Genomic DNA, 24,579 nt, shown 5'->3' with positions numbered 1-24,579 from the left:
TTCAGGCATGCAGGAACCGGCCAGGAAAATCAGGGGATACCGGGTGCTGCTTCTCATAGCGGCCAAACAGCCGGTAGCGATTTAGCGCAATACGGTTATATAAAAAGTCGCTGATAAAATGGGGGATCAGCAGGCCCGGCAGCGACAGCAGTCCCCAGGGAAAAGGCAGTAGCCGCATCACGCGTAAAATCGCCTGAGCACGGATCCAGTGGCGGTCACCATCAATCAGCACAATGGTGCGGATATTTTCATCGGGCAGGCCAGCAAAACGCAGCAGCGCCTTGCCCTCTTCACTCTGTACTGCCGCAAACCGGACGCGTCGGGAAAGCTTCAGGCGCAACAGGATATTGACCCAGCTATTACAAATTTTGCAGACGCCGTCATAGAGCACGACCTTTTCGCCGGGCTTGAGAAAGGGTGGCTGTGGCATAATTATCTCCTTAATTTAATGACGGGTACGATAGTTAAGTACGGTCATTAATTGCGCAGGCGTCAAGCGCAACGCAAATATAAAAAAACCGGCACGGCGGCCGGTTCTGTTTTAACCCTTCTGAATCAGGATGTTAATTTATTCAGAATAGCAAATAAGCGGAGGTTTATTTTGCGTAAGCTTCGGTTGAAATTGTTAGCGTCACGTCGTCGCTGACGGCCGGCACATATTTATCCAGCTTAAAGTCAGAACGCTTAATAGTACCGGTGGCATCAAAGCCGATCGCCTGCTTCTTCACCATCGGATGCTCGCCCTGCTTGTTCAGCGTGGCGTGCAGCGTTACCGGTTTGGTGATGCCTTTCAGCGTCAGGTTGCCCTCCACGTCGAATTTATTATCACCCTTTGCGGTCACTTTGGTGCTGTGGAACGTCGCGGTCGGATATTTCGCCGTGTCGAAGTACTCCGCGCCCTTGAACTCTTTGGTCAGCGCAGGCACATGGCTGTCGATGCTGGTTATCGGCAGGGTCACGTTAACGCGCGAAGCGGCCGGATTTTCACTGTCAAACACCAGCGTTCCTTTTGTGTCAGGAATGTCGGCGGTGGGATGTGAAAAACCGAAGTGGGTCCAGGTCACAATCACTGAAGTATGCGCAGGGTCAAGCTCATACTGTTGAGCGGCCGCCTGCGACAGCGGAGCGTAGAGTACAGAAGCGGCCAGCAGCGGCAGCGCGAGACGTTTGATCTTTTTCACTTTTAGGTTCCTTTTAAAACAGCCGAATCCATTCGAGTGTCCCCTAAACGCCCCCGCAGACATAGTGAAGAGTTTTGGTCTTAATTTTCAAATAAATTCAGCAATATCCTGGCGTGACTATTGCGGGTTAGCGTGGCGCGACTCCACCACAATGGTGTCATGCCAGCGGCGAAGCAGTTCCGTCTGCGCCTGACGGAGTTGCGCAGTCGTCAGCGCTGTGAGCGACGCGCGGTCGAGATCGCGTAGCCCGCCCTCCTGACGCAGCCCAAGCTGCAGCGCCGCTGTCGCGTCGGGCACGGCGTCCAGCTGGGCACACAGGCGCGCGCGTAACCTCTCCAGTACGTCAGCCTCCTCGGGGATCTGCAGCTGCTGCACGAAAAGGTGGCACGCTTCCAGCAGCGCGGCGGGCGCAACGTCTGGTGACTGCAGGGCGAACAGCACGCCGTCGCGATCGGCGCAGCGGTGATAGCGGCAGCTGACAACATAGCCGATCTGCTGCTCAACGCGCAGGCGCTGGAAAAAGCGCGGCTCCATCAGCAGCGCCAGCGCACGCAGCGCCGCCAGCGAGATCGCAGGCGGGCAAGGCAGAAACAGCAGCAGCGCGCCGTCGCGGCTCTGATGCGCCACCGTCAGCCGTTTGCCCTGCTCCGGCTCGGCACTATCGCCATGGCCCGCGCCCGCCAGCAGCGTCAGCCATCGCGCAATAACGGCATGCTGCGGCGGCGAACCGCCGTAGAGGGCCGCCCGCCAGCCGCCCGCCGATGCAGAAGCGGCAACCGCCTGCGGCAGCCGACGCAGCAGTTCGCGGATCGCCACATCATCGGGCGGCGGCTCGCCTTGCGGACATTCGTCAAGGCGTAACGCGTCCGGCAGCGACGCCAGCCAGGCCTCGCTGCCCGGGGGCAGCTGCGCCTCCAGCAGCCAGACGCCCTGCCTCTCCCGCCAGCTTGCCGCGCCCCCCTGATGACGCAGCAGCGCGAAAAGCGGACGCAGACGCCGGTCGATAGCCGCCGCCTGCGCGAGAGTAAGCGTGGTGAAAAAAGCCGGACGCAGCATCAGGGTGGCTGGCGGCTCGCCGGGCGCCAGATGCAGCAGCGGCGCGGATGCTGCGGGCGGCGTCCGATCGGCAAGCGGCTGCGCCAGCGGGTAAAACTGCAGGGCCGGCAGCGGTTCGTCAACGCGCGCGGGCCGCCAGGGCTGAAGCGCCAGGCTAAACCCCTGCGTCTCAATCGCCGTGCCCTGCACGTCGGCCGCGCTCCAAAGACGCGCTGGCGGCGCCTCTGCAAGCTGGTGCAGCAGCGGCGTAAAACCGGCTGTGTCGGTGGGCGGCGGGAAACCAAACGCCCGCTCGCGCAGCTGATCGAGCGGCGTCAGCGCCTTAAAGCGCCGCTGCGCCAGGCGCAGGTAGTGCTGCTGCTGCGCTGGTGAACTCTGCGCCAGCGCGCGCAGCACCTGTGGATACCAGGCGCAAATCGCGTCGGGCCGTTCCGTTTCTACCTGTAGCGCCAGCCATCCGCCTGCGCTGTCAAGATTCAGCCAGGCAAATTCAAGCCGCTGCGCCCAGCCGCGCTGGCGCAGACTCTGCATCGCCCCGCCTGGCGCCTCATCCTGTAAAAACTCCCGGATTAAGGTGACACTGTCACGCATCGCCGCCATCTCGCCGCGCAGCGCGGTAGCAATCCACAATTCGCTCGTGCCCTGCGTCTTCAGCGCAATATCCGCTTCTGCAACGAAGTGCATTTCTCTGGGCCGCGGCGCGCTTTCACCTGAGGGCAAAAGCGCCCCAAAAGCGCGCGCGATCTGCTCGAGCGTGGCCAGCGACTGTGGCCCCTGCAGCCACAGCTGCATCTGGCCCGCCAGAAAGAAACGCTGATGGAACTGGTGCAGCGCCTGCTTAAGCGCGCCGACGTCGTCGCCGAAGGCGACGCGGCTGCCAATATGAAAACGCTGGAAAGCGGCGGGCGCGCTGACGCGCGTATTGAGCGCCGCTTCCCGTCTGGAGGGGGTATGCTGCTGGATCAGCCGATATTCAGCATCGATGACCGCCGCTTCCTGAGCGATGGCCTCAGGGGCAAACTGCGGCGCGGCCAGCATATCCGCCAGCCGCGCCGCGCCTTCGCCAAGCAGGCCCGGCTCGGTTTCGAAAAACCAGGCGCTGCTGCGCGGCAGCGTGGTGGCGTTGAGCCGCCCGCCTGCCGCCTGCACCCAGGGCATCAGCCGCGCATCTCCCTGAAACCGGGCGCTGTCGCTGAACAGCAGATGCTCCAGCAGATGCGCCAGCCCTGGCCAGGCGTCGGGCTCATCGTGGCTGCCCGCCGCCACCTGCGCCAGCGCGGCGGCCTGGCGCGCGTCGGGCTGGTTAATCAGCGTGACGTGCAGACCGTTGCGCAGCCTCAGCTGACGCGTCTCCGCCATGATTAAAAGGTCCGGGTTTTATAGATAAGCTGCGAGTTGGCGCGGTTGCGGAACTGCAGCTGCCCGATTTTCACGTCGCTGCAGGCCGCTTCGCGTCTCGCCTCAAGGATCACGTCGTGGTGCGGCGACTTGCTGCACACCGGATCGGTATTATCGGCGTTGCCGGTCAGCATAAAGGCCTGGCAGCGACAGCCGCCGAAGTCCTTCTCTTTCTCGTCGCACGAGCGGCAGGGTTCCGGCATCCAGTCGAAGCCGCGATAGCGGTTGAAGCCGAAAGAGCGATACCAGATATCCTCCAGCGACTGTTCCAGCACCGACGGGAACTGCACCGGCAGCTGGCGTGCGCTGTGGCACGGCAGCGCGGTGCCCTCGGGCGTGACGCTGAGGAAGATCGCGCCCCAGCCGCCCATACAGGGCTTGGGACGCTCTTCATAGTAGTCCGGCGTCACGAACAGCAGGTTGGTCAGGTTGCCGCTGCCGCTCATGCGTTCGCGATAGCGGCTGACCACCGTTTCCGCCTGCGCAATCTGCTCGCGCGTCGGCAACAGGCCCTGCCGGTTAAGCTGCGCCCAGCCGTAAAACTGGCAGGTTGCCAGCTCGACATCGTCCGCTTCCAGCTCGATGCAGAGGTCGATAATCTTGTCGATCTGGTCAATATTGTGACGGTGTAACACAAAGTTCAGCACCATCGGGTAGCCGTGCTTCTTCACCGCGCGCGCCATCTCCAGCTTCTGCTGAAACGCTTTTTTCGATCCCGCCAGCGCGGCATTCAGCGTCTCGTCGCTCGCCTGGAAGCTGATCTGGATATGGTCCAGGCCCGCCTCGGCGAAGGCGTCGAGTTTCTTCTCGGTCAGGCCGATGCCGGAGGTGATCAGGTTGGTATAGAAGCCGAGATCGCGCGCGGCGCGGATCAGCTCCGGCAGATCTTTACGCGTCAGCGGTTCACCGCCCGAAAAGCCGAGCTGGACGCTGCCCATAGCGCGCGCCTGGCGGAAGACCTCAATCCACTGTCCGGTTGTCAGCTCTTTCTCCTGCTGCGCAAAGTCGAGCGGATTGGAGCAGTAAGGACACTGCAGCGGACAGCGGTAGGTTAGCTCCGCCAGCAGCCAGAGCGGCGGATTGACGGCGGGTTTATTCTGGGTCACGAAACATTATCCACTTTTGTTCATACGCCGCGCGCAGAAACTCTCTGACATCTTCGCCGACGCCGCCCGCTTCCGGGAAGCGCGCGTCGAGGGTGGCGATAATCGCGCTGACGCTCTCTTTGCCGTTGACCTGTTCCAGGATGGCGGCGGCGGTTTCATTCAGCTTCGCCATGCCTTCCGGATAAAGCACCACGTGGCTCTCCTGCGCGGCTTCCCACTGCATGCGATAGCCGCGGCGGAACGCGGGAATTGAGTTGTCATTCATGGTGTTATACCAGTCTCGTCGTGTGCCAGGCCGCCTTATCGGTGACCGTGTGGTAAGGCGGACGCTGCAGCGCGTAGGCCATGGTCATGGCGTCCAGCATCGTCCAGAGAATATCGAGCTTGAACTGCAGGATCTCCAGCATGCGGTTCTGTTTCTCGACCGTATCGCAAAACTCCAGCGCCAGCGCCAGGCCGTGCTCGACGTCGCGGTTCGCCTGGCTCAGACGGCTGCGGAAATAGAAGTAGCCCTCTTCCTTGATCCAGGGATAGTGCTGCGGCCAGCTGTCGAGACGCGACTGGTGGATCTGCGGCGCGAAAAGCTCGGTCAGCGAGCTGCAGGCCGCCTCCTGCCAGCTGGCGCGGCGCGCGAAGTTGAGGTAGGCGTCAACCGCGAAGCGCACGCCCGGCAGCACATGGCGTTCAGAGAGCAGCGCCTCGCGCGTCAGCCCGACCGCTTCGCCCAGCTGCAGCCAGGCTTCGATGCCGCCTTCGTGGCCGTTGCTGCCGTCGTGGTCGAGGATGCGCTGCACCCACTTGCGGCGCGTGGCGGGATCGGGGCAGTTCGCCATGATCGCTGCGTCTTTCAGCGGGATGCTGGTCTGATAATAGAAGCGGTTTGCCACCCAGCCCTGGATCTGCTCGCGCGTCGCGTCGCCGTTGTGCATCGCGATATGGTAAGGATGATGAATATGGTAGTAAGCGCCCTTATCGCGCAGCGCCTGTTCGAACGCCTGCGGCGTCAGCGTTTCGGTGATCTGCATCACTCACTCCTGAAGATGAATCGCCATGCCGTCCCAGCTAACTTCAATGCCCTGCTGCGTCAGAAACTGGCGCTGCGGCGACTGCTCGTTGAGGATCGGATTGGTGTTGTTAATGTGAATAAGGATCTTGCGTTTCGCCGGCAGCGAGGCGAGCAGCGCCATTAGCCCCTGCTCTTCAGAGAGCGCCAGGTGGCCCATCGCCTTGCCGGTGTTGGTGCCGACCCCGGTGGCCTGCAGCTCGTCATCTTTCCAGACGGTGCCGTCGATCAGCAGGCAATCCGCCTTCTGCAGCCAGGGCATAATCACCGCGTCCGGCTCGCCGAGGCCAGGCGCATAGAGCAGCGTCTGCTTGCTGGCGAGGTCCTCAATAAACAGCGCCACGTTGTGTCCCGGCAGCGGACGGCCGCGGTATGGCGAGTAAGGCGGCGCGTTGCTGAGGATGGGGATAGCGGTAAAGCGCAGGTTCGGACAGACGTCGACGCTGAACGGCTCCAGCGGCGCGATGGGACGATGCTGTAGCCCGCCGTTCCAGTGCTTCAGCATGGTGAACACCGGAAAACCGCTGGAGAGATCGGCGTGCACCTCCGGCGTGCACCAGACCTGATGCGGGCAGCCTTCGCGCAGGCTGAGCAGGCCGGTGGTGTGATCGATCTGGCTGTCGGTAAGAATAATGGCGCCGATGGCGGTGCCGCGCAGCACCCCTTTTTTTATCAGTTCAGGCGTATGGGCGATCTGCTGGCTGATGTCCGGCGAGGCGTTGCATAACACCCAGTTTTCGCCGTCGTCGCTGAGAATAATCGAGGACTGCGTACGCGGGCTGGCCTGAAGGGTGCCCTCGCGCACGCCCTGACAGTTAGCGCAGTTGCAGTTCCACTGAGGAAAACCGCCGCCAGCGGCGGATCCAAGGACTTTGATGAACATAGGAGAAACCCGGCGTTGAAACAAAATGCCCGCGCAGCTGGCGGGCATGAATATTAACGGTTGGAGATGTAGAGCGTTACTTCCAGACCGAGACGTAAGTCAACAAATTCAGGTTTTTTCCACATAATAGTCTTCCTCTAAGGTGAATGAACAAAGCGATACCCGTCAGGCATCATTACGTAAACAATCCAGTGATTATGCACGCAATTTTAGGCGGGCTGATGGTGCGCTAACGGCGCATCGAGATCAACCCGCAAATGTTAAGGAAATCAGTCAGCCCTGCCAGACCTGGCGCAGCACGCGCAGCCAGTTATCCGAGGCGAGCTTCTCCAGCCGATCCTGATCATAGCCCGCATCGCGGAATGCCGCGAACAGACGCGGCAGTCCCGCCACATCTTTTAGCGCGTCTGGCACGGAGATGCCGTCAAAATCGGAGCCGAATCCCACCCGATCGCTGCCCATTATCATTATGAGCCGTTCGTAGTGCCTGACGATGTCGCCCAGCGGCGTATTACCGTCGCGCTTGCCGTCGGCGCGCAGAAACGCATTGCCGAAGTTGATGCCGACCAGGCCGCCGCTGTCGCGAATAGCGCCCAGCTGCGCATCGGTCAGGTTGCGCGGCTGGGCGCAGAGCGCATGGGCATTGGAGTGGGTTGCCACCAGCGGCGAGCGGGAGAGCGCGGCGGTATCCCAGAACGCTTTTTCGTTCATATGCGACACGTCGATCAGCATATTTAGCGCGCTGGCCTGTTTAATCAGCGCTTTGCCAGCCTCGGTCAGGCCGGGCCCGCTGTCCGGCGAGCCGGGAAAGCCGCCGATCACGCCGACGCCGAAGCGGTTAGGCAGATTCCAGAAGGGCCCGATGCTGCGCACGCCGGCAGCGTAAAACGCCTGTAGCTGTTCGCCCTCTTCGTCCAGCGCGTCCGCGCCTTCGATATGGGCCACCAGCGCCAGCACGCCCGCGTCGCGGCAGGCGACAATCTCGGCGGCGCTGCGGCACAGCCGCGCCCGGCCCTGCGACTGCTCGGCGATCTGCGTGAGAATGTCCAGCTGCTGCCACATGATCTCCAGCGGCTGATAAAGCGTCTCGGCAAGGTGCGGCGCCATCTGGGCGATATAGGCCTGCGGCGGCACGAAGATAGCGAACAGGCCGCCGAAAAAGCCGCCCTGACGCATGCGTGGAAAATCGAGCTGGCCGCGTTCGATGCCATTAAAGAAGGCGTCGACCGGCGCGTCGCGATGATGCAGCCACAGATTGAGCAGCAGATCGTTATGGCCATCAAAAGTTAACATCGGAGAAATAAGCGCTTAAAGAACTCAACATCGCGCTATGTTACGCGGCTGCGGGATAAACGCCAAATCAGAGGGCACGAATGGTTACTCTGACTGCGGCGCAACCGAGAACTGGTCAAAAATCTTGTAGGTCGCGACGTCAAACAGCGAAACCGCCTCGACCTCCGCCATGGGAATCAGATGCCTGAAGTGCTGCAGGTTAAGGGGCTGGGAATCGGGGGTGATGTTTTGCGCCAGATAGAGCTCATAGTAGCGGTGCTGCTCGCAAAAGCGCAGCGTCTCTTTGTCGCGATAGCCGCTGATATAGGGTATAAGCGCCAGATGCTCCGTTTGCGTGTGTTCGATGCGCGGCGCGGCGACGTAGCCGATATAGACCTTGCGCGATTTCAGCGTCACGAACACCAGCTTCTCTTCTTCGATCGCCTGCAGCAGCAGCGACTCCATGCCATCTTCCCGCGCGACTTTCCGGTATTCCGCCATGCTGCTTTTCCCGTCTCGCATCGCGCGCCGTGCCGCTTCGCCCGCGCGCCAGGCGCGCAGCGCGGCGAGCGCCAGCCCCAGCTCGAAAAAGAGCGGATAGTTCATCAGGGTGGTATGGGTTAGCCAGGAGTAATAATCCTGCACGGCATAGCCTGTGAAAAAGAGATGGGGAAGAGAGAGCAGCAGGCTGAGCAGAAAAAGCGCCAGGTAGAGCAGCGCCACGCCGGAGAAGCCCTGAAGGGCAAATTTGGCGCCGTGCATCGCCACGTAAAAATAGGCGAGCCAGCCGCTTGAGCGCGCCTGCCGCGTGCGCGAGGGGTAGTGGTTTTCCGTATACCAGTAGCCGCAGACCAGTACGACCATAATGACCAGCGGTCCCATTACACGTCCTTAAGGTTTTTGCGCCAGCTCTTCCATACGGGCGCGCATCGCTCTGCCGACCTCCGGGTTATTCATATTCAGACGGGCGTTGCCGTTAACGTCGAGGATCAGCTTATCTTGATCGGAGTAGCGAAGATCTTCATTGGTTAAGCCGCGCATAAACTTATCCGGTGCGGCGAACCACGTGCCCATTAACCTTTTTAGCCTGTTCATTTTTCCACCTCGCCTTAACGGTGCGGCAACCTGAGCGGTTGCACCCTGTTGAGTATACCTCAGCCGCTGCAAACATTCCTTGTTCCGTTTTCTACGCTGTTTTGCGCGGGCGCGCAACCGCATCCTGATTTAACCGCCCTGCGCCACCGTCAGGCCGCGATAAAAGGTCGGCTTCACCTCGAGCGGCCGCTGGATCAGGCCATATTTCTGGTAAAAGTCGGCGGTCTCCTGCTGCTGCCGCACCGTCTGGTCGTCAATGCTCTGCCAGTGCGACTGGCGGCGCGAAAACGCTTTTTCCGCTGCCGCCGGTGGAAAGCCGATAATTTTCGCCAGCGTCTGCGCGTAGTCGGCGACATGGCTGTTGGCCCAGCGATCCGCCGCCGCCAGCCGGTTGACGTAGTCCTGTAGCGCAGCGCGCTTTTCGCTATCGTTGATGGCGCCGTCGGTGGCGGCCAGGAAGCTGTTGCCGGTCGAGAGCCCTACGCCGTTGACCAGTATGCGCCCGCTCTGGGTCACTTCCGCCAACGCGGTATAGGGATCCCAGGTCGCCCAGGCGTCTACCGCACCGGTAGACAGCGCAATACGCGCGTCGGCAGGCTGCAGAAAGCGCCAGCTGACATCCTTATCGCTCAGGCCCGCCTGCTCCAGGGTTTTCAGCGCCTGAAAATGGCCGATAGAGCCGCGTCCGGTGGCGATGCTTTTTCCTTTGAGATCGGCGGCGGTTTTGATGGACGAATCGGGCCGCACCAGTACCGCCAGACCGGCAGGCACCGATTTGCTGACCGCCACCGCTTTCACCTGCGAGCCGGCGGCGAGCGAAAAGAGCAGCGGCGCGTCGCCGATAATGCCCGCGTCCACCGCGCCCGCATTAAGCGCCTCCGCCAGCGGCGCGGCGGCGGGAAACTCCACCCACTCGATAGCGTAGCTTAGCTTGTCGAGCTGATGCGCCGCCGTCATCTCGGCGCGCATATTGCCTTTCTGATCGGCGATGCGCAGCGTGACGGCCTGCGCAGAGGAGGCGCTGGCCAGCGCAAGCGCGATATAAAGAGCATGGTATTTCATCCTGTTTTCTCCTGGCGCAAAAAAAACCAGCATAAACCGGACGTTGAGAAACGCCGATGCCGATTCCGCATGAGGTTAGCCAGCGGCCGCATAAGGCTGTCGCTTTTGCGTTATCGGTTGTCATTTTTGCGCGCGCGGCGGCGCGGTGCGACACGGCAGACTGCGTTGACACCATCAAGGAGGTTTTATGCTGACGCAACCCACCGAGAAGTACCGCGCTTTTCCCGTTATCGCCCTGCCCGATCGTCAGTGGCCAGATCGCCAGCTGACAAAGGCGCCGCGCTGGCTTTCCACCGACTTACGCGACGGTAATCAGGCGCTGGCGGAGCCGATGGACGCAGAACGCAAGCTGGCGTTTTGGGATCTGCTGCTGGCCTGCGGCTTCAAAGAGATAGAGGTCGCCTTTCCCGCGGCATCGCAAACCGATTTTCAATTTGTGCGCGATCTGATTGAGCAGCGCCGCATCCCCGAAGGGGTCACGATTCAGGTGCTGACGCAGGCGCGCGAAGCGCTTATCGCCCGCACTTTTGAGGCGTTGCAGGGCGCACCGCGCGCTATTCTGCATCTCTATAACGCCACTGCGCCGCTGTTTCGCGAACGGGTGTTCGGCCAGAGCCAGGCGGAGATCGTCGCGCTGGCCTGTGCGGGCGCGCGCCAGATCCGCGAGGGCTGCGACGCCCGGCCTGAAACCCACTGGACCTTCGAATACTCCCCGGAAACCTTCTGTTTTACCGAACCGGAATTTGCGCTGGCGATCTGCGAGGCGGTCGCGGATATCTGGCAGCCCTGCGCCGCCCGGCCGATGATCGTCAATCTGCCTGCGACCGTGGAGGTCAATACTCCGAACGTCTATGCCGATCAGATTGAATATTTTTGCCGTCACTTCAGCCGCCGCGATGCCGTTTGTATTAGCGTCCATCCCCATAATGACCGCGGCACCGGCACCGCCTGCGCGGAGCTGGCGATGCTGGCGGGCGCGGATCGCGTTGAAGGCTGCCTGTTCGGCAACGGCGAGCGCACCGGCAACGTCGATCTCGTCACGCTGGCGCTGAATCTCTACAGCCAGGGGATCGCACCTCATCTCGATTTCAGCGATATCAGCAAGGTGACGGAGGTGGTGACGCGCTGCAACCAGCTGCCGGTGCATCCGCGTCATCCTTATGCGGGCGAGCTGGTGTTCACCGCTTTTTCCGGTTCGCATCAGGATGCGATCCGCAAAGGGTTCGCCCTCCGTCAGCAGCGGCAGGAGACCATCTGGCAGATGCCTTATCTGACGATCGATCCGGCCGATATCGGCTGCAGCTATGAGGCGGTGATCCGCGTCAACAGCCAGTCGGGCAAGAGCGGCGCCGCCTGGCTGCTGGAGCAAAACCATGGCCTGACGCTACCGCGTGCGCTGATGCAGGATTTCAGCCAGCGGGTGCAGCAAGAGACGGACCGCCACGGCAAGGAGATGACGCAGCGCGCCATCTGGCGCAGCTTCTGCCTGCACTACGGCGTAGAGCAGCCGACGCTGAGGCTGCTGGAGGCGGAAAGCCGAAGCGACGGCGAAATGACGCGGCTTGAGGCGAGCCTGGAGATAAACGGCGGCATGCGCCGCCTGCGCGGCAGCGGTAACGGCCTGCTGTCGGCGGCGGTGGATGCGCTGCGCCGCGCGCTGGGTCTGGAGCTGACGATAGCGGATTACCACGAGCATACGCTGGGCAAACGCAGCGACAGCCGTTCGGTCGCCTACGTCTGCTGCCTGAATAGCCTGGGCGAGCGCGCCTGGGGCGTCAGTATCCACAGCGATATCGCCCGCGCCTCGGTACAGGCGCTGCTTAACGCGGCGACGGCCTCTCTGCCTGAGGAAAATAGGCGGCAGGCGCCACCCCCAGCAGGCGACGAAACATTGCGCTGAAGGCGCTGGGGCTGTCATAGCCGAGATCGAGCGCCACGCCCAGCACCGACTCGCCCTGCGCCAGCCGGGTCAGGGCGATGACCAGGCGCGCGCGACGCACCCAGTCGCTGAAATGCAGCCCCGTCTCGCGCTGAAAGTGGCGCGCCAGGGTGCGGCTGGAGAGGTTTAGCCGCCGCGCCCCCTCCTCCAGCGTCCAGCGATCTCCCGGCGCCTGCTGGATGGCGCGGCAGAGGCTTTGCAGCCGGGCGCTCTGCGGCTCTGGCAGATTGAACGGCAGCACGTCCAGGCCGCGCAGCTCATCGAGAATCAGCTCATAGATATGCTCGCTGCGGCTGCCGGGTGCGTAAACCTCCGGCAGGGGCAGCGCGCTGACGATCAGCTCACGCAGCAGCGGCGATACCGGCACTACCTGACAGCTGGCGGGCAGGTCGGCACGCGCCAGCGGATCGACGAATAAGGTGCGCGCAGCAACCGGACCGGTGATCTGCAGCGCATGGCGCGTATAGGCAGGCAGCCAGACGCCGCGGCCCGGCGGAACGATCCAGCTGCCCTGCGCGGTATCAACGCGCACTACGCCGCTCAGCGTATGAATGAGCTGTGCGCAGCTGTGGTGATGCCAGGGTTCACTTTCGCCGTGCGCATAGTCATGGGCGTAAGAGACCAGCGGACGAGAGGTGAAATCGAACGACAGCCGCGCCGTCACGATTATTCCTTCAGGTAGCGATGGATCGCCGCCAGATCCTGCTCGCCGTAGCCGGCGTCCACCGCCTGCTGCCAGAGTGCGGCGATCTGCTCCAGCGCGGGCAGCTTCGCGTCGCCCTTCGCCTCTAACGCCAGCTTCGCATCTTTCAGCGCCCACACCAGGCTCATCTGCGGGGTGAAATCTTCACTGGCGATCATCGCGAGCTTCGCTCTGGCGTAAGGCGCCGCCAGCGGGCCGCCGTCCAGCACCTTCCAGAGGTCGTCGGTGCTGAAGCCAAACTCCTCCGCCAGGCGCGTGCTCTCCGCCAGGCTCTGCATCAGGCCGATCAGCCAGCTGTTGACCACCAGCTTCATGCGCGACGATTTGCCCGCCTCGCCCAGCCACTGCGTGCCTTTGCCAATCGCGGCGAAGACCGTTTCCGCCGCCTGCGCGCGCGTCCGATCGCCGCTGGCCATCACCAGAATCTGCGCATTTTCGGCTGGCGCTTTGGTGCCGGAAACCGGCGCGTCGATAAAGGTTACGTCCGGGCGCTCGCTGGCGAACCAGGCGATCAGGGCGTCGGTTTTCTCAACGCCGATGGTGCCCATCTGCGCGAAGGTCGCGCCCTGCTTCAGCGCCTCTTTCACCTGGTGCAGCGTTTTTTCCGTGGTGTCGCCGTCGGCGAGCATGGCGATAACCACGTCAGCGTCGCGCACCGCCGCTTCCGGGCTGTCGCTCAGCGTCAGGCCGGAGGCAATCAGATCTTCGCCGCGCGCCCGCGTGCGGTTCCAGCCATAGACGGTAAAGCCTTTTTTCAGCAGGTTGGCGGCAAACGCGTGCCCCATGGCGCCTAACCCTAATACGGCGACGGCAGGTTGTTGACTCATTCTGACTCCTCTGGTTATCCGGGAACTAAGCATTTAACACTGAAGGGAAAGTCCCGAAAAATCCAGTCGGTAAAAACATTTTTCAACGCTGAACTTCGCATAAAACCCCCTTATTATTTACGCTTTTCAAATAATCGTAAAAAGCCGTAACATACGCGCGCAATGTCCCGCTTGGTTCATTTCATCTCTTAATAACGGTCTTTCATTCATGAAAATTGCATCACTGCGACAGGTCGGCGTGCTGCTGCCTGCTATGCTGCCGCTGCCCCTGCTGGCGGCTGAGGATAACGGCAGCGCGACCATGGTGGTCAGCGCCGCGCCGGCGCAAACCGGCCTCTCTGAGCTCGATACGCCCGCCGCGGTCAGCGTGGTCAACGGCGAGGATATGCGCCAGGCCGCGCCGCGCGTCAATCTGTCGGAAAATCTCGGCAGCGTGCCGGGCCTGCAAATCCAGAACAGGCAGAATTACGCCCAGGATCTGCAGCTCTCGGTGCGCGGGTTTGGTTCGCGCTCTACCTACGGCGTGCGCGGGCTGCGCCTCTACGTCGACGGCATTCCCGCCACCATGCCCGACGGCCAGGGCCAAACCTCCAATATCGATATCGGCTCGATCGACCATATCGAGGTGCTGCGCGGCCCCTTTTCCGCGCTCTACGGCAACGCCTCGGGCGGCGTAATTAACGTTGACACCCAGACCGGCCAGCAGCCAGCGACGCTGGAAGCAGGCAGCTGGTACGGCAGTTACGGCAGCTGGCGCAACAGCGTCAAGGCGAGCGGCGCGACCGGCGACGGCACCCAGGCGGGCGACGTCAACTACACCGTTTCCGCCTCGCGCTTTACCACGCACGGCTACCGCGACCACAGCGAGGCGCAGAAGAACCTCGGCAACGCGAAGCTGGGAGTGCGCATTGACGACGTCAGCACCCTGACGCTGCTGTTCAACAGCGTGCACATCGAGGCGCAGGATCCCGGCGGCCTGACGCCGGATCAGTGGCGCGCCAACCCGCGCCAGGTGGTCAGCAACGTCACGCTCTACAACACGCGTAAAACCGTGGATCAGACCCAGGGCGGCCTGCACTATCAGCGCCAGATGGGCGAAAACGACGATCTCAGCGTAATGATGTACGCCGGGATCCGCGAAACTACCCAGTATCAGTCGATCCCGAAAAATGTGCAGCTCAGCCCGAAGCATCCTGGCGGCGTTATCGACCTGACGCGCCACTATCAGGGCATCGACACGCGCTGGACCCACCGCGACAGCCTGTTCAGCGTGCCGGTGACGCTGACTGGCGGCCTCGACTACGAAACCCTGACCGAGCGCCGCAAGGGATTCGAAAACTTCAGCGGCAGCGACCTCGGCGTGAAGGGGGACATTCGCCGTAACGAACGCAACCTGATGTGGAACCTGGATCCCTACCTGCAGACCGCCTGGCAGCTTACCGACAGCTGGTCGCTGGACGCCGGGCTGCGCTACAGCACGGTTAATTTCGACGCCAACGACAACTATATTACCGCCGCCAACGGCGACGACAGCGGCGACGCGCGCTACCACAAATGGCTGCCCGCCGCGTCGCTGAAGTACGCTATCGACAGCAGCTGGAACGCCTATCTCTCGGCGGGCCGCGGCTTTGAAACCCCGACCATTAACGAGCTCTCCTACCGCGCCGACGGCGAAACCGGCCTGAATACCGGCCTGAAACCGGCCACCAGCGACACGGTCGAGCTGGGCACCAAAAAACGCATCGGCAACGGCCTGGTCACCGCCGCGTTGTTCCAGACCGACACCCAAAATGAGATCGTGACCGATACCAGCCTCGGCGGCCGCACCACCTACAAAAACGCCGGCGAAACCCGGCGGCGCGGCCTGGAGCTGGGTATAGATCAGCAGTTCGCCGCCGACTGGCGCGCGAAGGCGGCCTGGACGCTGCTCGACGCGCGCTATCGCAGCAACGCCTGCGGCGACGCGAGCTGTGACGGCAACCGCATTCCCGGCATTGCGCGCAATATGCTCTACGCCACACTGGCCTACGCACCGGAACAGGGCTTTTATGCGGGCGCGGAGATGCGCTATATGAGCAATATCGCCGCCGATGACGAAAACGACGTGAAGGCGCCCGCCTATACCGTCGCGGCGCTTAACAGCGGCTACAAATGGCTGGTGCAGAACTGGACGCTCGATCTCTTCGGCCGCGTCGATAACCTCTTCGACCGCAACTACATCGGCTCGGTGATCGTTAACGAAGGCAACGGCCGCTACTTTGAGCCGGCACCGGGTCGCAATTACAGCGTGGGTATAACGGCGAGTTACCGCTTTAATTAAGCGTTATGGTCGGCTTCTTTGAAGCCGACCATAACCTCTCTTTTATCAATAATAAGAATTTTCGCGATCTCTCCTGTCTTTCTAACACCCCAAAAACATAAAATAAAAACCCATTCCAAATTAACAACAATTCACGCCAGCCTTTGCCAACATTTCCCCATTAAATTGCCATCAAACTGATAAATTATTGCCAGCTGAGCAGCTAATAAAATACCCCCTGAGCAACGCAACAGGTTACCTCATCATAAATACAATGGAGTGTTTTAATGAAAAGCGTAATTAAAAGCGGATTCAAGCCGCTGACAATATTCATCGCCTTTATTTTAACGGGAAATGCCTCTGGCGCCGAAACAGGCAGTATGAGCGGAGCAAATATTAAGCTGAACGATGGCGATATACTTACCGGTGATGCGCTTTATTCGGGCGGGCTTTATGGAATAATAAATCCCTACCGGGAAACGGGAGAGATAGATTTAGCTAACAACGCCACTATTAACGTGACCGATAAAGATAATTTTGCGCGCGGCATTAATATCCTGGGTGACAATAGTACCTTAACCGCTAATAGCCTGACGGTTAACGTCACAGGAAAAAGTGCGAATGGCATTACCCTCTGGGGCGACAATATTACCGCGGATTTAGGCACTCACAGCGTGGTTAATACCACAGGCACAGGCAACATTAATGCGAACGGCATCTCCGTTAGCAACGGCTCCTCACTCACCGCCAGCGAGCTCACCGTTACGACCACGGGCGACTATGGCACTGGATTTGCTGTTAACAATCAGGGCAGTAGCGCCAGCCTCGGCGAAAACAGTTCAATTTCGACCAGTGGCAACAGAAGTAACGGGATTACCATTGATGCCCTGAATGGCACAACGAAAAAACCATCAACGCTGTCAGCCAGTCATTTATCGGTCACCACGCAGGGGGATTATTCTTACGGCGTTGAGTTACAGGAAAATGTGCAGGTCAATCTTGGAACGGGCAGTACGCTTACGACATCAGGAATCGGCGCGACCGGCATCTGGAACTTTGGCGAGTTAACGGCAGAGAATCTTTCGGTGACGACGACCGGGGAGTCAGCCATAGGCATTGAAACCCGGGGCAGCAGCCTGGTGAATATCGGTGCAGACAGCCATGTCACTTCAGCCAGGGCTGGCGGTATTGTGGCAAGCGGCACCAATGCCGTCATTAATTATTCAGGTACGGCGGAGCAGCGCAATACTCTCAATGCGGGAGGCTCTTATGGCGCCTCTGCGCAGACCTCAAACTCGACGGTGAATCTTGCTGAGACAGATATCGTCAGCAGCGATATGGGATTATGGGCGCTGTTTGGAGGCACCATCACCGGTCATAATCTCTCAATTGAAAGTGGAACCCAGCAGCGTGCCGCAGTGACCTCCATGGCGGGAGGCAAAGTGGATCTCACCGGCGACCTCACCATTACGATGCCATCGCCTGAATTCTATGCGCTTGCAGCAGCCTACACTGACGGCTATGCCACCAGCCGCATCAATGCCAATGGCAAGCTGGATATGACAGGCTCCGTCTTATCAAATGGCGGTCAAATTGATATGACCCTGCAACCCGGCTCTACCTGGACGGGCAGCGCGTATAGCGATAACCTCAACGGCGGTTACTTGAATGCCTCGCTTAATGAAAGTACGTGGCGCGTCAGCGACACATCAGTTCTCGACCTGCTGGCGCTAAACCAAAGTCGCGTCGATTTTACGCAGAGCAACAGTACAGCCAGCTATACCACCTTAACCGTTGCTGACTTAAAGGGAAGCGGTGATTTCACCCTGCGCGTCGACCTGGTCGGTGATGGCGACGGTGTCAATAATGCCGGGGATAAACTCATCGTGACCAATAGCAGTGAAGGGGATTATTCGCTGTCATTCGTTAACCGTGGCAGCCTGGCCACAACCGGCAACGAGAGACTGACCGTTGTTGAAACGCCGGATGGTCAGGCGAGCTTTTCGTCTAAGTCAGATGTCGAACTGGGCGGTTACCTTTATCAGGTGCGCCAGGCAGGAACCAACTGGGAGCTTTACGCCGCCGGCACCGCGCCCGTCGCCCCTGTTACCCCAGCCGATCCCGTTCCGCCTGCTGATACTGTTCCGCCTGCTGACACCGTCACCCCCGTTGACTCTGTCACCCCCGTTGACTCTGTCACCCCCGTTGACTCTGTCACCCCCGTTGATCCCGCTCCCCCTGCTGACGCCGTCGTTACGCCACCTCAACCTGGCGCAGGAAATCATAACGTCATTACCACCACCGCTGACGCAGGCGCGAATTATTTACAAATCGGCTATTTGCTCACCTATGCTGAAAACCAGACCTTACTCCAGCGCCTGGGTGACATTCGCCAGAGTGAGAGCCAGGGTAACGTCTGGCTAAAAGGCTACGGCGGCAAATTTAGTGCGTTCCCCGGCGGAAAACTGAGCCAGTTCAGCATGAGCTATAGCGGCTATCAGTTCGGCGTGGATAAAAACCTGATGGAAGGCACTAAGCTGTTTGGCGGGCTCTTTATGGGAGAAACCAGCGCCTCGCCCCATTACAGCCGTGGCGGCAGCGGCACGGCAAAATCCCAGCATTTCGGCGCTTACTTAACCTGGGTGGGCGAGAATGGCTTCTATATCGATCAGTTTATTAAATATAACCGAATGAGTAATGCATTTAACGTTAAGGACAGCCAGAATAATCCTGTTAACGGTGCCGCTAAAACCAACGGACTGCATGCCTCGGTTGAAGCGGGTAAGCGCTTTACCTTTTCACCTGACCAGCAAGGTTTTTATATTGAACCGCAGCTCCAGCTCTCTGCCGGTCGACAAAAAGGCACGCAGATTAAAGCCACTAACGGATTGACGGTGTCATTCCATGATTATGATTCGGTTATGGCAAGAGCGTCGACGCTGGCTGGCTTCACTCAGCAAACCTCCGCTGGCAGCCTCAACCTCTATTTAAAAACGGGCGTGGTCAGAGAATTTACTGCTCGTCCTGCCTATCTGCTTAACGGTTCTGCGGAGGAGAATAATTTTCGTGGCAACTGGTGGAATAATGGGCTGGGCGTTAGCGCAAGCCTGGGCAACCATAATCTCTACCTTGAAGCAGACGCGTCAACGGGGCACCGCTTCAATCAGCGACAGGTCAATGCAGGTTACCGCTTTACCTTCTGATGTCCCCTCATACCCCGCCGCATGGCGGGGTCGTTTCAGTCAGGTCGCCGCGCCATCCAGTTGGCGATCCAGCGCGACAAAATCGGGCCGGTGAACATCACCACGATAAAGCGCCCGGTCTGCATCGCCATTACAAACGGCATATCGACGTTGCTCGACGCGGCGATAATCGCCACCGAATCGGCGCCGCCCGGACTGGTCGCCAGATAGGCGGTCAGCGGATCGATACCGGCAAACTCCACCAGCAGAAAGGCGAACAGCCCGCAGATGGCGATCAGCGTCAGCACTGACAGCAGCACGCGCGGAAAGGCGTGCGCCGCGTAGCGCAGGATATCGGCGCTGAAGCGCAGGCCGATGCCCCAGCCCACGAAGGCGTAGGCCAGCGCCAGCAGCCACTTCGGCAGCGTGATATCGAGGCCGCCGAGATCCTGCGCCAGCGAGGCGACAATCAGCGTCATCAGCATCGGCCCGGCGGGAATGCGCAGCAGCCGCGCCGCCAGCACGCCTGCGGCGATGGTCAGCAGCGTAAACAGAAATGAGATCGGCGCGAACGGCGCGAAGAGATTCAGCGCGGGCGACGCTGTCGGGGTATCGCTTCCGCCAACCCAGAAGCGCGTCACCAGCGTGGCGACCAGCGCCACCATCATCACGCGCAGATACTGCATAAAGGCGACGAGGCGCACGTCGGCGCCGAAACTCTCCGCCATCAGGGTCATGGCGGTCGCCGCGCCGGGCGACGAGCCCCAGATGGCGGTCGAGCCCGGCAGCACGCGGAAGCGCGCCAGCAGGCCGCCAAGCGCCAGGCTGGCGACGATCACCGAGCCGACGCAGAGCACAAACAGCGGCCAGTCGTTGGCGATTTCATGAAATATCGTGGCGGGGATCGCCGCGGCGATCATCGCACCCACCGTCGCCTGCGCGCTGTTGAACAGCGGCCGCGCGATTTTCAGCGTGCGGCCGGAGGCAGCGAAGCCGATAGCGGCAAACATCGGGCCAAGCAGCAGCGCGGCCGGAATATGCAGCCACTCCAGCACCGCCACCAGCCCCGCCGAGCTGAGGATCAGCCCAGCCCAGCGCCCCAGGCCCGCCTGCGCCGACGCCATATTAGCGTGCGTCGACCAGCGTCAGCACTTCGGCGCTGGTGCCGGTTTCGCCCAGGCGCGGGAAGATCAGCTTCACGCTGTTGTTATGGGTGTCGAGATTGAGATCGGTCATGGCGTCGGTGGCCAGGGTGACGTTGTAACCTAACTCATACGCCTGGCGCGCGGTAGATTCAACGCCGATGCTGGTGGCGATGCCGCAGATCACCACCTGAGTCACGCCGCGCGCCTGCAGTTCAGCATGCAGATCGGTCTGGTGAAAGGCGCCCCAGGTTTTCTTGGTGACGGTGATATCGCCCGGCTGCGGCGTCATCTCCGGCACCAGCGTCGCCCAGTCGGCCGGCAGTTCGCCGCTGTGGCTGCCCTGCTCGTTTCGGCCCGGCGCGCCGCCGGCGACATTCACCAGCACCACCGGCAGCTGGCGGGCGCGGAAACCCGCGGCGAGCTGCGCGCAGCGGTCGATCACCGGCTGTGGCTCATGCACCACCGGCAGGCGAACAATGCCGTGCTGCAGGTCGATGATAATCAGTGCGGTATGGGTATCAAGGGTAGTCAGAGCCATGAAAAGTCCTCTCAGGATGCGTTGTCGGCAAGTCGTTGCAGTAAGGGGATCGCGGCGATCAGCCGCTGGCGCTCGTCGGCGCTGAGGCGGGTGTCGATGGCGCGCACCAGCCAGTCATCGCGCATCGCGCGGTTGGCGGCGATCAGGGTGCGGGCGGCTGACGTCGGCGAGTAGCGGGTTTTGCGGCCGTCGAGCGGATCCGCTTCGCCCTGCACCATGCCCGCCGCCAGCAGGCTGGCGACGGTCGCGCCCATCGACTGGCTGCGCACCCCTTCGGCGGCGGCCAGCTCGGTGATGGTCATCGCGCCGTCGCGTACCAGATAACCCAGTACCGACACCTGCGACCAGGTGAGATCGCCCGGCGGCGCAGATTCGCGCAGCCGACGGCTTAGCTTGCCAGTCAGCATGCGCAGCGCCGCGGCGGCTTCAGTGAGTTCGCTCATCGCCATTCTCCTTACGTTAGCGCCAGTATAGAGATGCGAAGGTAAACTGTGTAGTTTACCTTCGTATCAATTTGTAAGGTCTGGACGCTGCAGGTAGTGGATCAGACTGTGAAAGCGCAGCGGCGTGGCGAGCGGATTGCGGTAGCTGTGTGCCACGTCAGCGGCGAACTGCAGCGCTTCGCCCGTCTGTAGCCGACGCCAGACACCCCCCGTGCCGAGCAGCAGTTCGCCCTCGATCACCACCACCTGCTCGACGCAGCCCTGCTCGTGCGGCGAGGAGTCGCTCTGCGCGCCCGCCGCCAGCTCGACCGCCAGCAGATCGAAGCGCAGTCGCGCGTCGTAAGGCAGCAGCGGCCGCACCGTCATCTGGGCGTTGGGCTGGCTGAAGCGCGCGCTGTCGCCGCTCTGCAACCCGTTGCCCTGAATGAAAAAAGAGAAAGGAACGTTAAAGCCGGTGGCGATTTTCCACAGGGTTGCCACCGTCGGGCTGGACTCGCCGCGCTCGATCTGGCCGAGCATCGCTTTGCTGACGCCGGTGCGTTCCGCCGCCAGCGTCAGGCTCCAGCCGTTAGCCTGACGCAGCTGTTTCAGCGCCTCGCTAAGATGCTGATGCAGATTTTCCATGAGGTTCTCCTGAAATCATGGCGGCAGTGTAGCACTTGAGCGCTATAGCGCACACTGATACCATGTGCGCTATAACGCACAGCGGAGGTTTTATGCAGAGCATAGCGGCGCGATCCGCCTTTTCTTTTCCCATGCTGGTATCGGGTTTCGTCGCGGTACTGGTCGGCTACAGCAGTTCAGCTGCCATTATTTTTCAGGCGGCGCAGGCCGCTGGCGCTTCGCCGACGCAGATCGGCGGCTGGCTGTCGATGCTGGGCATCGCGATGGGGCTCTGTTCGCTGGGCCTGTCGCTCTGGACGCGTATGCCGATCCTCTGCGCCTGGTCTACGCCCGGCGCGGCGCTGCTGGCCACCAGCCTGCACGGGCTCTCCCTCAATGAGGCGATCGGCGTGTTTATCTTCGTTAACGCGCTGATTGTGCTGAGCGGCGTCACCGGCCTGTTTGCGCGCCTGATGAAGGTTATTCCGCCCGCGCTGGCCTCCGCGATGCTCGCCGGGATCCTGCTGCGCTTCGGGCTGGAGGCCTTTACCGGCTTGGAGCACGACGCCGTGCTGTGCGGCGCGATGCTGCTCGCCTGGCTGCTGGCGCGGCGCTGGCTGGCGCGCTACGCCATTCTGGCCACCCTGGCGGTGGGCGTCGCGATGGCGTTCGCCCGGCACGCGATCCATTTTCCGGCGCAGATGGCGAGCGTTGCGCTGCCGCAGGGCATCATGCCGCACTTTGGCCTGACCGCGCTGCTCGGCGTCGGCCTGCCTTTCTTTCTTGTCACCATGGCGTCACAAAACGCGCCGGGCGTCGCCACGCTGCAGGCGCACGGCTATCAGCCGCCGGTCTCCGCGCTGATGAGCTGGACCGGGCTGGTCGCCCTGCTGCTGTCGCCCTTCGGCGGTTTTTCCGTCTGCATCGCCGCCATCACCGCCGCCATCTGCATGGGCGACGAGGTCGATCCCGACCCGCGCCGCTGCTGGATGGCCGCCGCGCTGGCCGGTCTGTTTTATCTGCTGGCCGGGCTCTCGGGCGCGCTTATCGCCGCGCTGTTCGTGGCGCTGCCGTCGCCGCTGATCGCCACCCTTGCTGGCCTGGCGCTGCTCTCTACCCTCAGCGGCAGCCTGACGCGCGCGCTGGCGGAGCCGGATACGCGCGACACCGCCGCCATCACCTTTCTGATCACCGCCTCCGGCCTGTCGCTGTTCGGCATCGGTGCGGCGTTCTGGGGGCTGGTCGGCGGCCTCGTCGCGCATGCCGTGCTGACGCGTCGCGGCGCTTAACCGACTAGACAGGCTGCGCATTTTTTATCGCAGCGCGCGAAAAACGCCCTTAATCACCGTTTTTTCCGGCGTTTGATTTGGCGTTGCTCCGCGTAAAATCGCTCCAGTCGTCGATATCACACGATTTTCTGCCTCACACTTTGACCGATAAGGGCCCAACAGGTGGCAAAAACTTTTCTGCGCAGCGGCAATCTTGACGCGGTGCTGGCGCTGGGTGAAAACGGCCAGCCGGTCTACGCATCCGCCCTGCAAATTCGTGAAACGCTGCGGCTGCGCCGTCAGACCGTGCTGGCAAACTGCCTGGCCATTCCTCAGCCTAACGCGCGCGGCGACCGCCTCGACTGGTACGCGCCCTTCAGCGGCAAGGTAAAATCCTGGCTGGGCGCCAGCGATCGCGAGCGCCGTCTGGCGCTGGAACAGCTGACGGCGACCCAGCAGGAGATGCGCGATCTCAGCGCGCGCGCGCGCGAGGCGGACAATCCAGCGATGCGCCTGTTCGGCGCGCTGCTGGGCAAAACGCTGCAGTTTCCCGATCAACAGTATGTCTACCTGGTGGACGGCAAGCCGGTGATCACCTTCTGGGGCTTTGTCGACGCGCAGGCGCGCACGCGCGACGACGCGCTCGCCTGCCTGCGCGATACGCTGGAGGTGTCGCTGCCGCCGCTGCTGCCGGAAGTGGCTGTCGTCGAGCCGCAGCCAGCGGTAGCGGAGACGCTGCCGACGATCGCTGAGCCTGAACCGCTGCCGGCGCCCGCTGTCGAACCGCCTCTGGTCGTCGCGCCACCTGCGGCTGCGCCAGCCGCCGCGGCCCCTGCCGTGCCAGCCACGAAGCGCCATGCCTTCCGCCTCCTCTATCTGGCGCCGGTGGCGCTGGCCGTTGCCGGTGCCGCCGCGTTCTGGCTGCATCAGCCAACGCCGGTCGCCGCATCGCAGCAGGCCGCGCCCGCTGCCGTTCCTGCTGCCACCGCTATCGCGCCGCCTGCCGCGCTGGTCGCCGCGCAAAAGCTTGCCACCACACTGCCGCAGACGCCCGCCAGCGTCGCCGCGCCCGCCGAGACGCCAGCGTCTTCAGCCACCCTTGCCAGCGTGGTGACGCCTGCCGTTCCCGTTGCGGGGGACGCGCTGAAAATGAGCGTGGAGGATGTCCGCACCGGCGCGATTAGCGTCGTCGACGGCCGCTGGCGCGTGGTGATGCAGAACTCTCTGCCGGGGGGCGCCTCGCCGGTGCTGCACTATACGATCCGCAGCGGCAAAGGCAGCGCCACCGTCACTCAGGGCAATAACCTGCGCTGCAGCGCCGACGAGGTTACCGCGGCTATGCTCAGCAGCGGCCAGCTCTCGGTGCGCAGCCGCTATACTGCCAAATGCAGCGACGGCTCGCGCTACCGCATGCCGCAGCTAATGTGTAAGCCGGGAGACGGTGCCGCCGTGTGCGAAGCGCTGTTTAGCGACGACAAATCCTTCCCGATGACGATTAAGCGTGAGAGTAAGTAAC

At 61.7% G+C, this 24,579-nt stretch carries 23 protein-coding genes; 5 read left to right on the top strand and 18 right to left on the bottom strand.

The window, feature by feature from the left end:
* Position 1 precedes the first annotated feature (1 nt).
* The 12 genes from ACR6A7_RS11195 to ACR6A7_RS11140 all read right to left on the bottom strand — a co-directional run bounded on the left by ACR6A7_RS11195 (position 2) and on the right by ACR6A7_RS11140 (position 10,116).
* On the bottom strand, positions 2-430 hold the full coding sequence (locus ACR6A7_RS11195; RefSeq protein WP_434124919.1) for a thiol-disulfide oxidoreductase DCC family protein: 429 nt from the start codon (positions 428-430) through the stop codon (positions 2-4).
* A gap of 166 nt (positions 431-596) precedes the next feature.
* Positions 597-1,181 (bottom strand): YceI family protein, encoded by a 585-nt coding sequence (locus tag ACR6A7_RS11190; protein WP_434124918.1) that lies wholly within the window; start codon positions 1,179-1,181, stop codon positions 597-599.
* Between the two features lie 117 nt (positions 1,182-1,298).
* On the bottom strand, positions 1,299-3,596 hold the full coding sequence (pqqF, locus tag ACR6A7_RS11185) for a pyrroloquinoline quinone biosynthesis protein PqqF (protein ID WP_434124917.1): 2,298 nt from the start codon (positions 3,594-3,596) through the stop codon (positions 1,299-1,301).
* Between the two features lie 2 nt (positions 3,597-3,598).
* Positions 3,599-4,741, bottom strand: coding sequence for a pyrroloquinoline quinone biosynthesis protein PqqE (pqqE, locus tag ACR6A7_RS11180; RefSeq protein WP_434124916.1), 1,143 nt, complete (start codon positions 4,739-4,741; stop codon positions 3,599-3,601).
* On the bottom strand, positions 4,728-5,006 hold the full coding sequence (gene pqqD / locus ACR6A7_RS11175; RefSeq protein WP_434124915.1) for a pyrroloquinoline quinone biosynthesis peptide chaperone PqqD: 279 nt from the start codon (positions 5,004-5,006) through the stop codon (positions 4,728-4,730). The genes pqqE and pqqD overlap by 14 nt, the downstream gene beginning before the upstream one ends.
* Positions 5,007-5,010: 4 nt before the next feature.
* Positions 5,011-5,766 (bottom strand): pyrroloquinoline-quinone synthase PqqC, encoded by a 756-nt coding sequence (gene pqqC, locus ACR6A7_RS11170; protein ID WP_434124914.1) that lies wholly within the window; start codon positions 5,764-5,766, stop codon positions 5,011-5,013.
* A 3-nt stretch (positions 5,767-5,769) separates the two neighbouring features.
* Positions 5,770-6,687, bottom strand: coding sequence for a pyrroloquinoline quinone biosynthesis protein PqqB (gene pqqB, locus ACR6A7_RS11165; RefSeq protein WP_434124913.1), 918 nt, complete (start codon positions 6,685-6,687; stop codon positions 5,770-5,772).
* Between the two features lie 53 nt (positions 6,688-6,740).
* On the bottom strand, positions 6,741-6,812 hold the full coding sequence (gene pqqA, locus ACR6A7_RS11160; RefSeq protein ID WP_010617686.1) for a pyrroloquinoline quinone precursor peptide PqqA: 72 nt from the start codon (positions 6,810-6,812) through the stop codon (positions 6,741-6,743).
* Between the two features lie 148 nt (positions 6,813-6,960).
* Positions 6,961-7,980, bottom strand: a complete 1,020-nt coding sequence (locus ACR6A7_RS11155; protein ID WP_434124912.1) for a dipeptidase — start codon at positions 7,978-7,980, stop codon at positions 6,961-6,963.
* Between the two features lie 84 nt (positions 7,981-8,064).
* Positions 8,065-8,841, bottom strand: coding sequence for a hypothetical protein (locus tag ACR6A7_RS11150; protein WP_434124911.1), 777 nt, complete (start codon positions 8,839-8,841; stop codon positions 8,065-8,067).
* A 9-nt stretch (positions 8,842-8,850) separates the two neighbouring features.
* The gene (locus tag ACR6A7_RS11145; protein WP_434124910.1) at positions 8,851-9,033 is read right to left on the bottom strand and encodes a hypothetical protein; all 183 of its coding nucleotides are present in this window, start codon (positions 9,031-9,033) and stop codon (positions 8,851-8,853) included.
* Positions 9,034-9,183: 150 nt separating this feature from the next.
* Positions 9,184-10,116, bottom strand: coding sequence for an ABC transporter substrate-binding protein (locus ACR6A7_RS11140; protein ID WP_434124909.1), 933 nt, complete (start codon positions 10,114-10,116; stop codon positions 9,184-9,186).
* 187 nt (positions 10,117-10,303) lie between these two features.
* Between ACR6A7_RS11140 and leuA the strand changes: the two genes are divergently transcribed.
* Positions 10,304-12,016, top strand: coding sequence for a 2-isopropylmalate synthase (gene leuA / locus ACR6A7_RS11135; RefSeq protein WP_434124908.1), 1,713 nt, complete (start codon positions 10,304-10,306; stop codon positions 12,014-12,016).
* Here leuA and ACR6A7_RS11130 read toward each other — a convergent pair.
* A complete protein-coding gene (locus tag ACR6A7_RS11130) occupies positions 11,937-12,719 on the bottom strand; it encodes an AraC family transcriptional regulator (RefSeq protein ID WP_434124907.1) in 783 nt (260 codons plus the stop codon). The genes leuA and ACR6A7_RS11130 overlap by 80 nt on opposite strands.
* A gap of 2 nt (positions 12,720-12,721) precedes the next feature.
* Positions 12,722-13,585 (bottom strand): NAD(P)-dependent oxidoreductase, encoded by an 864-nt coding sequence (locus tag ACR6A7_RS11125; RefSeq protein WP_434124906.1) that lies wholly within the window; start codon positions 13,583-13,585, stop codon positions 12,722-12,724.
* Between the two features lie 208 nt (positions 13,586-13,793).
* On the opposite strand from ACR6A7_RS11125, the gene pqqU reads away from it, so the two are divergent.
* Positions 13,794-15,905: a TonB-dependent receptor PqqU gene (pqqU, locus tag ACR6A7_RS11120; RefSeq protein ID WP_434124905.1), complete on the top strand. Its 2,112-nt coding sequence runs from the start codon at positions 13,794-13,796 to the stop codon at positions 15,903-15,905.
* Positions 15,906-16,171: 266 nt separating this feature from the next.
* Positions 16,172-19,087, top strand: a complete 2,916-nt coding sequence (locus ACR6A7_RS11115) for an autotransporter outer membrane beta-barrel domain-containing protein (RefSeq protein WP_434124904.1) — start codon at positions 16,172-16,174, stop codon at positions 19,085-19,087.
* A gap of 35 nt (positions 19,088-19,122) precedes the next feature.
* Here the strand turns inward: ACR6A7_RS11115 and ACR6A7_RS11110 are convergent, their stop codons facing one another.
* The 4 genes from ACR6A7_RS11110 to ACR6A7_RS11095 all read right to left on the bottom strand — a co-directional run bounded on the left by ACR6A7_RS11110 (position 19,123) and on the right by ACR6A7_RS11095 (position 21,816).
* Complete coding sequence (locus ACR6A7_RS11110) at positions 19,123-20,190, bottom strand: AbrB family transcriptional regulator (RefSeq protein WP_434124903.1); 1,068 nt, start codon at positions 20,188-20,190, stop codon at positions 19,123-19,125.
* Position 20,191: 1 nt separating this feature from the next.
* Entirely contained in the window at positions 20,192-20,749 is a 558-nt protein-coding gene (locus ACR6A7_RS11105; RefSeq protein ID WP_434124902.1) for an isochorismatase family protein, read from the bottom strand.
* 11 nt (positions 20,750-20,760) lie between these two features.
* On the bottom strand, positions 20,761-21,192 hold the full coding sequence (locus ACR6A7_RS11100; RefSeq protein WP_434124901.1) for a MarR family winged helix-turn-helix transcriptional regulator: 432 nt from the start codon (positions 21,190-21,192) through the stop codon (positions 20,761-20,763).
* 66 nt (positions 21,193-21,258) lie between these two features.
* Positions 21,259-21,816: a helix-turn-helix domain-containing protein gene (locus ACR6A7_RS11095; RefSeq protein WP_033747303.1), complete on the bottom strand. Its 558-nt coding sequence runs from the start codon at positions 21,814-21,816 to the stop codon at positions 21,259-21,261.
* 92 nt (positions 21,817-21,908) lie between these two features.
* Between ACR6A7_RS11095 and ACR6A7_RS11090 the strand changes: the two genes are divergently transcribed.
* On the top strand, positions 21,909-23,084 hold the full coding sequence (locus ACR6A7_RS11090) for a benzoate/H(+) symporter BenE family transporter (RefSeq protein WP_434124900.1): 1,176 nt from the start codon (positions 21,909-21,911) through the stop codon (positions 23,082-23,084).
* A gap of 162 nt (positions 23,085-23,246) precedes the next feature.
* Positions 23,247-24,578, top strand: a complete 1,332-nt coding sequence (locus ACR6A7_RS11085; RefSeq protein WP_434124899.1) for an SrfA family protein — start codon at positions 23,247-23,249, stop codon at positions 24,576-24,578.
* Position 24,579: the final 1 nt, after the last annotated feature.

This window comes from Pantoea phyllosphaerae (assembly GCF_051025595.1).
In the GTDB taxonomy this organism is placed as follows: domain Bacteria; phylum Pseudomonadota; class Gammaproteobacteria; order Enterobacterales; family Enterobacteriaceae; genus Pantoea.
Note: the sequence above shows the minus strand (reverse complement) of the source record. Positions and strands in the feature narration are given on the sequence as shown.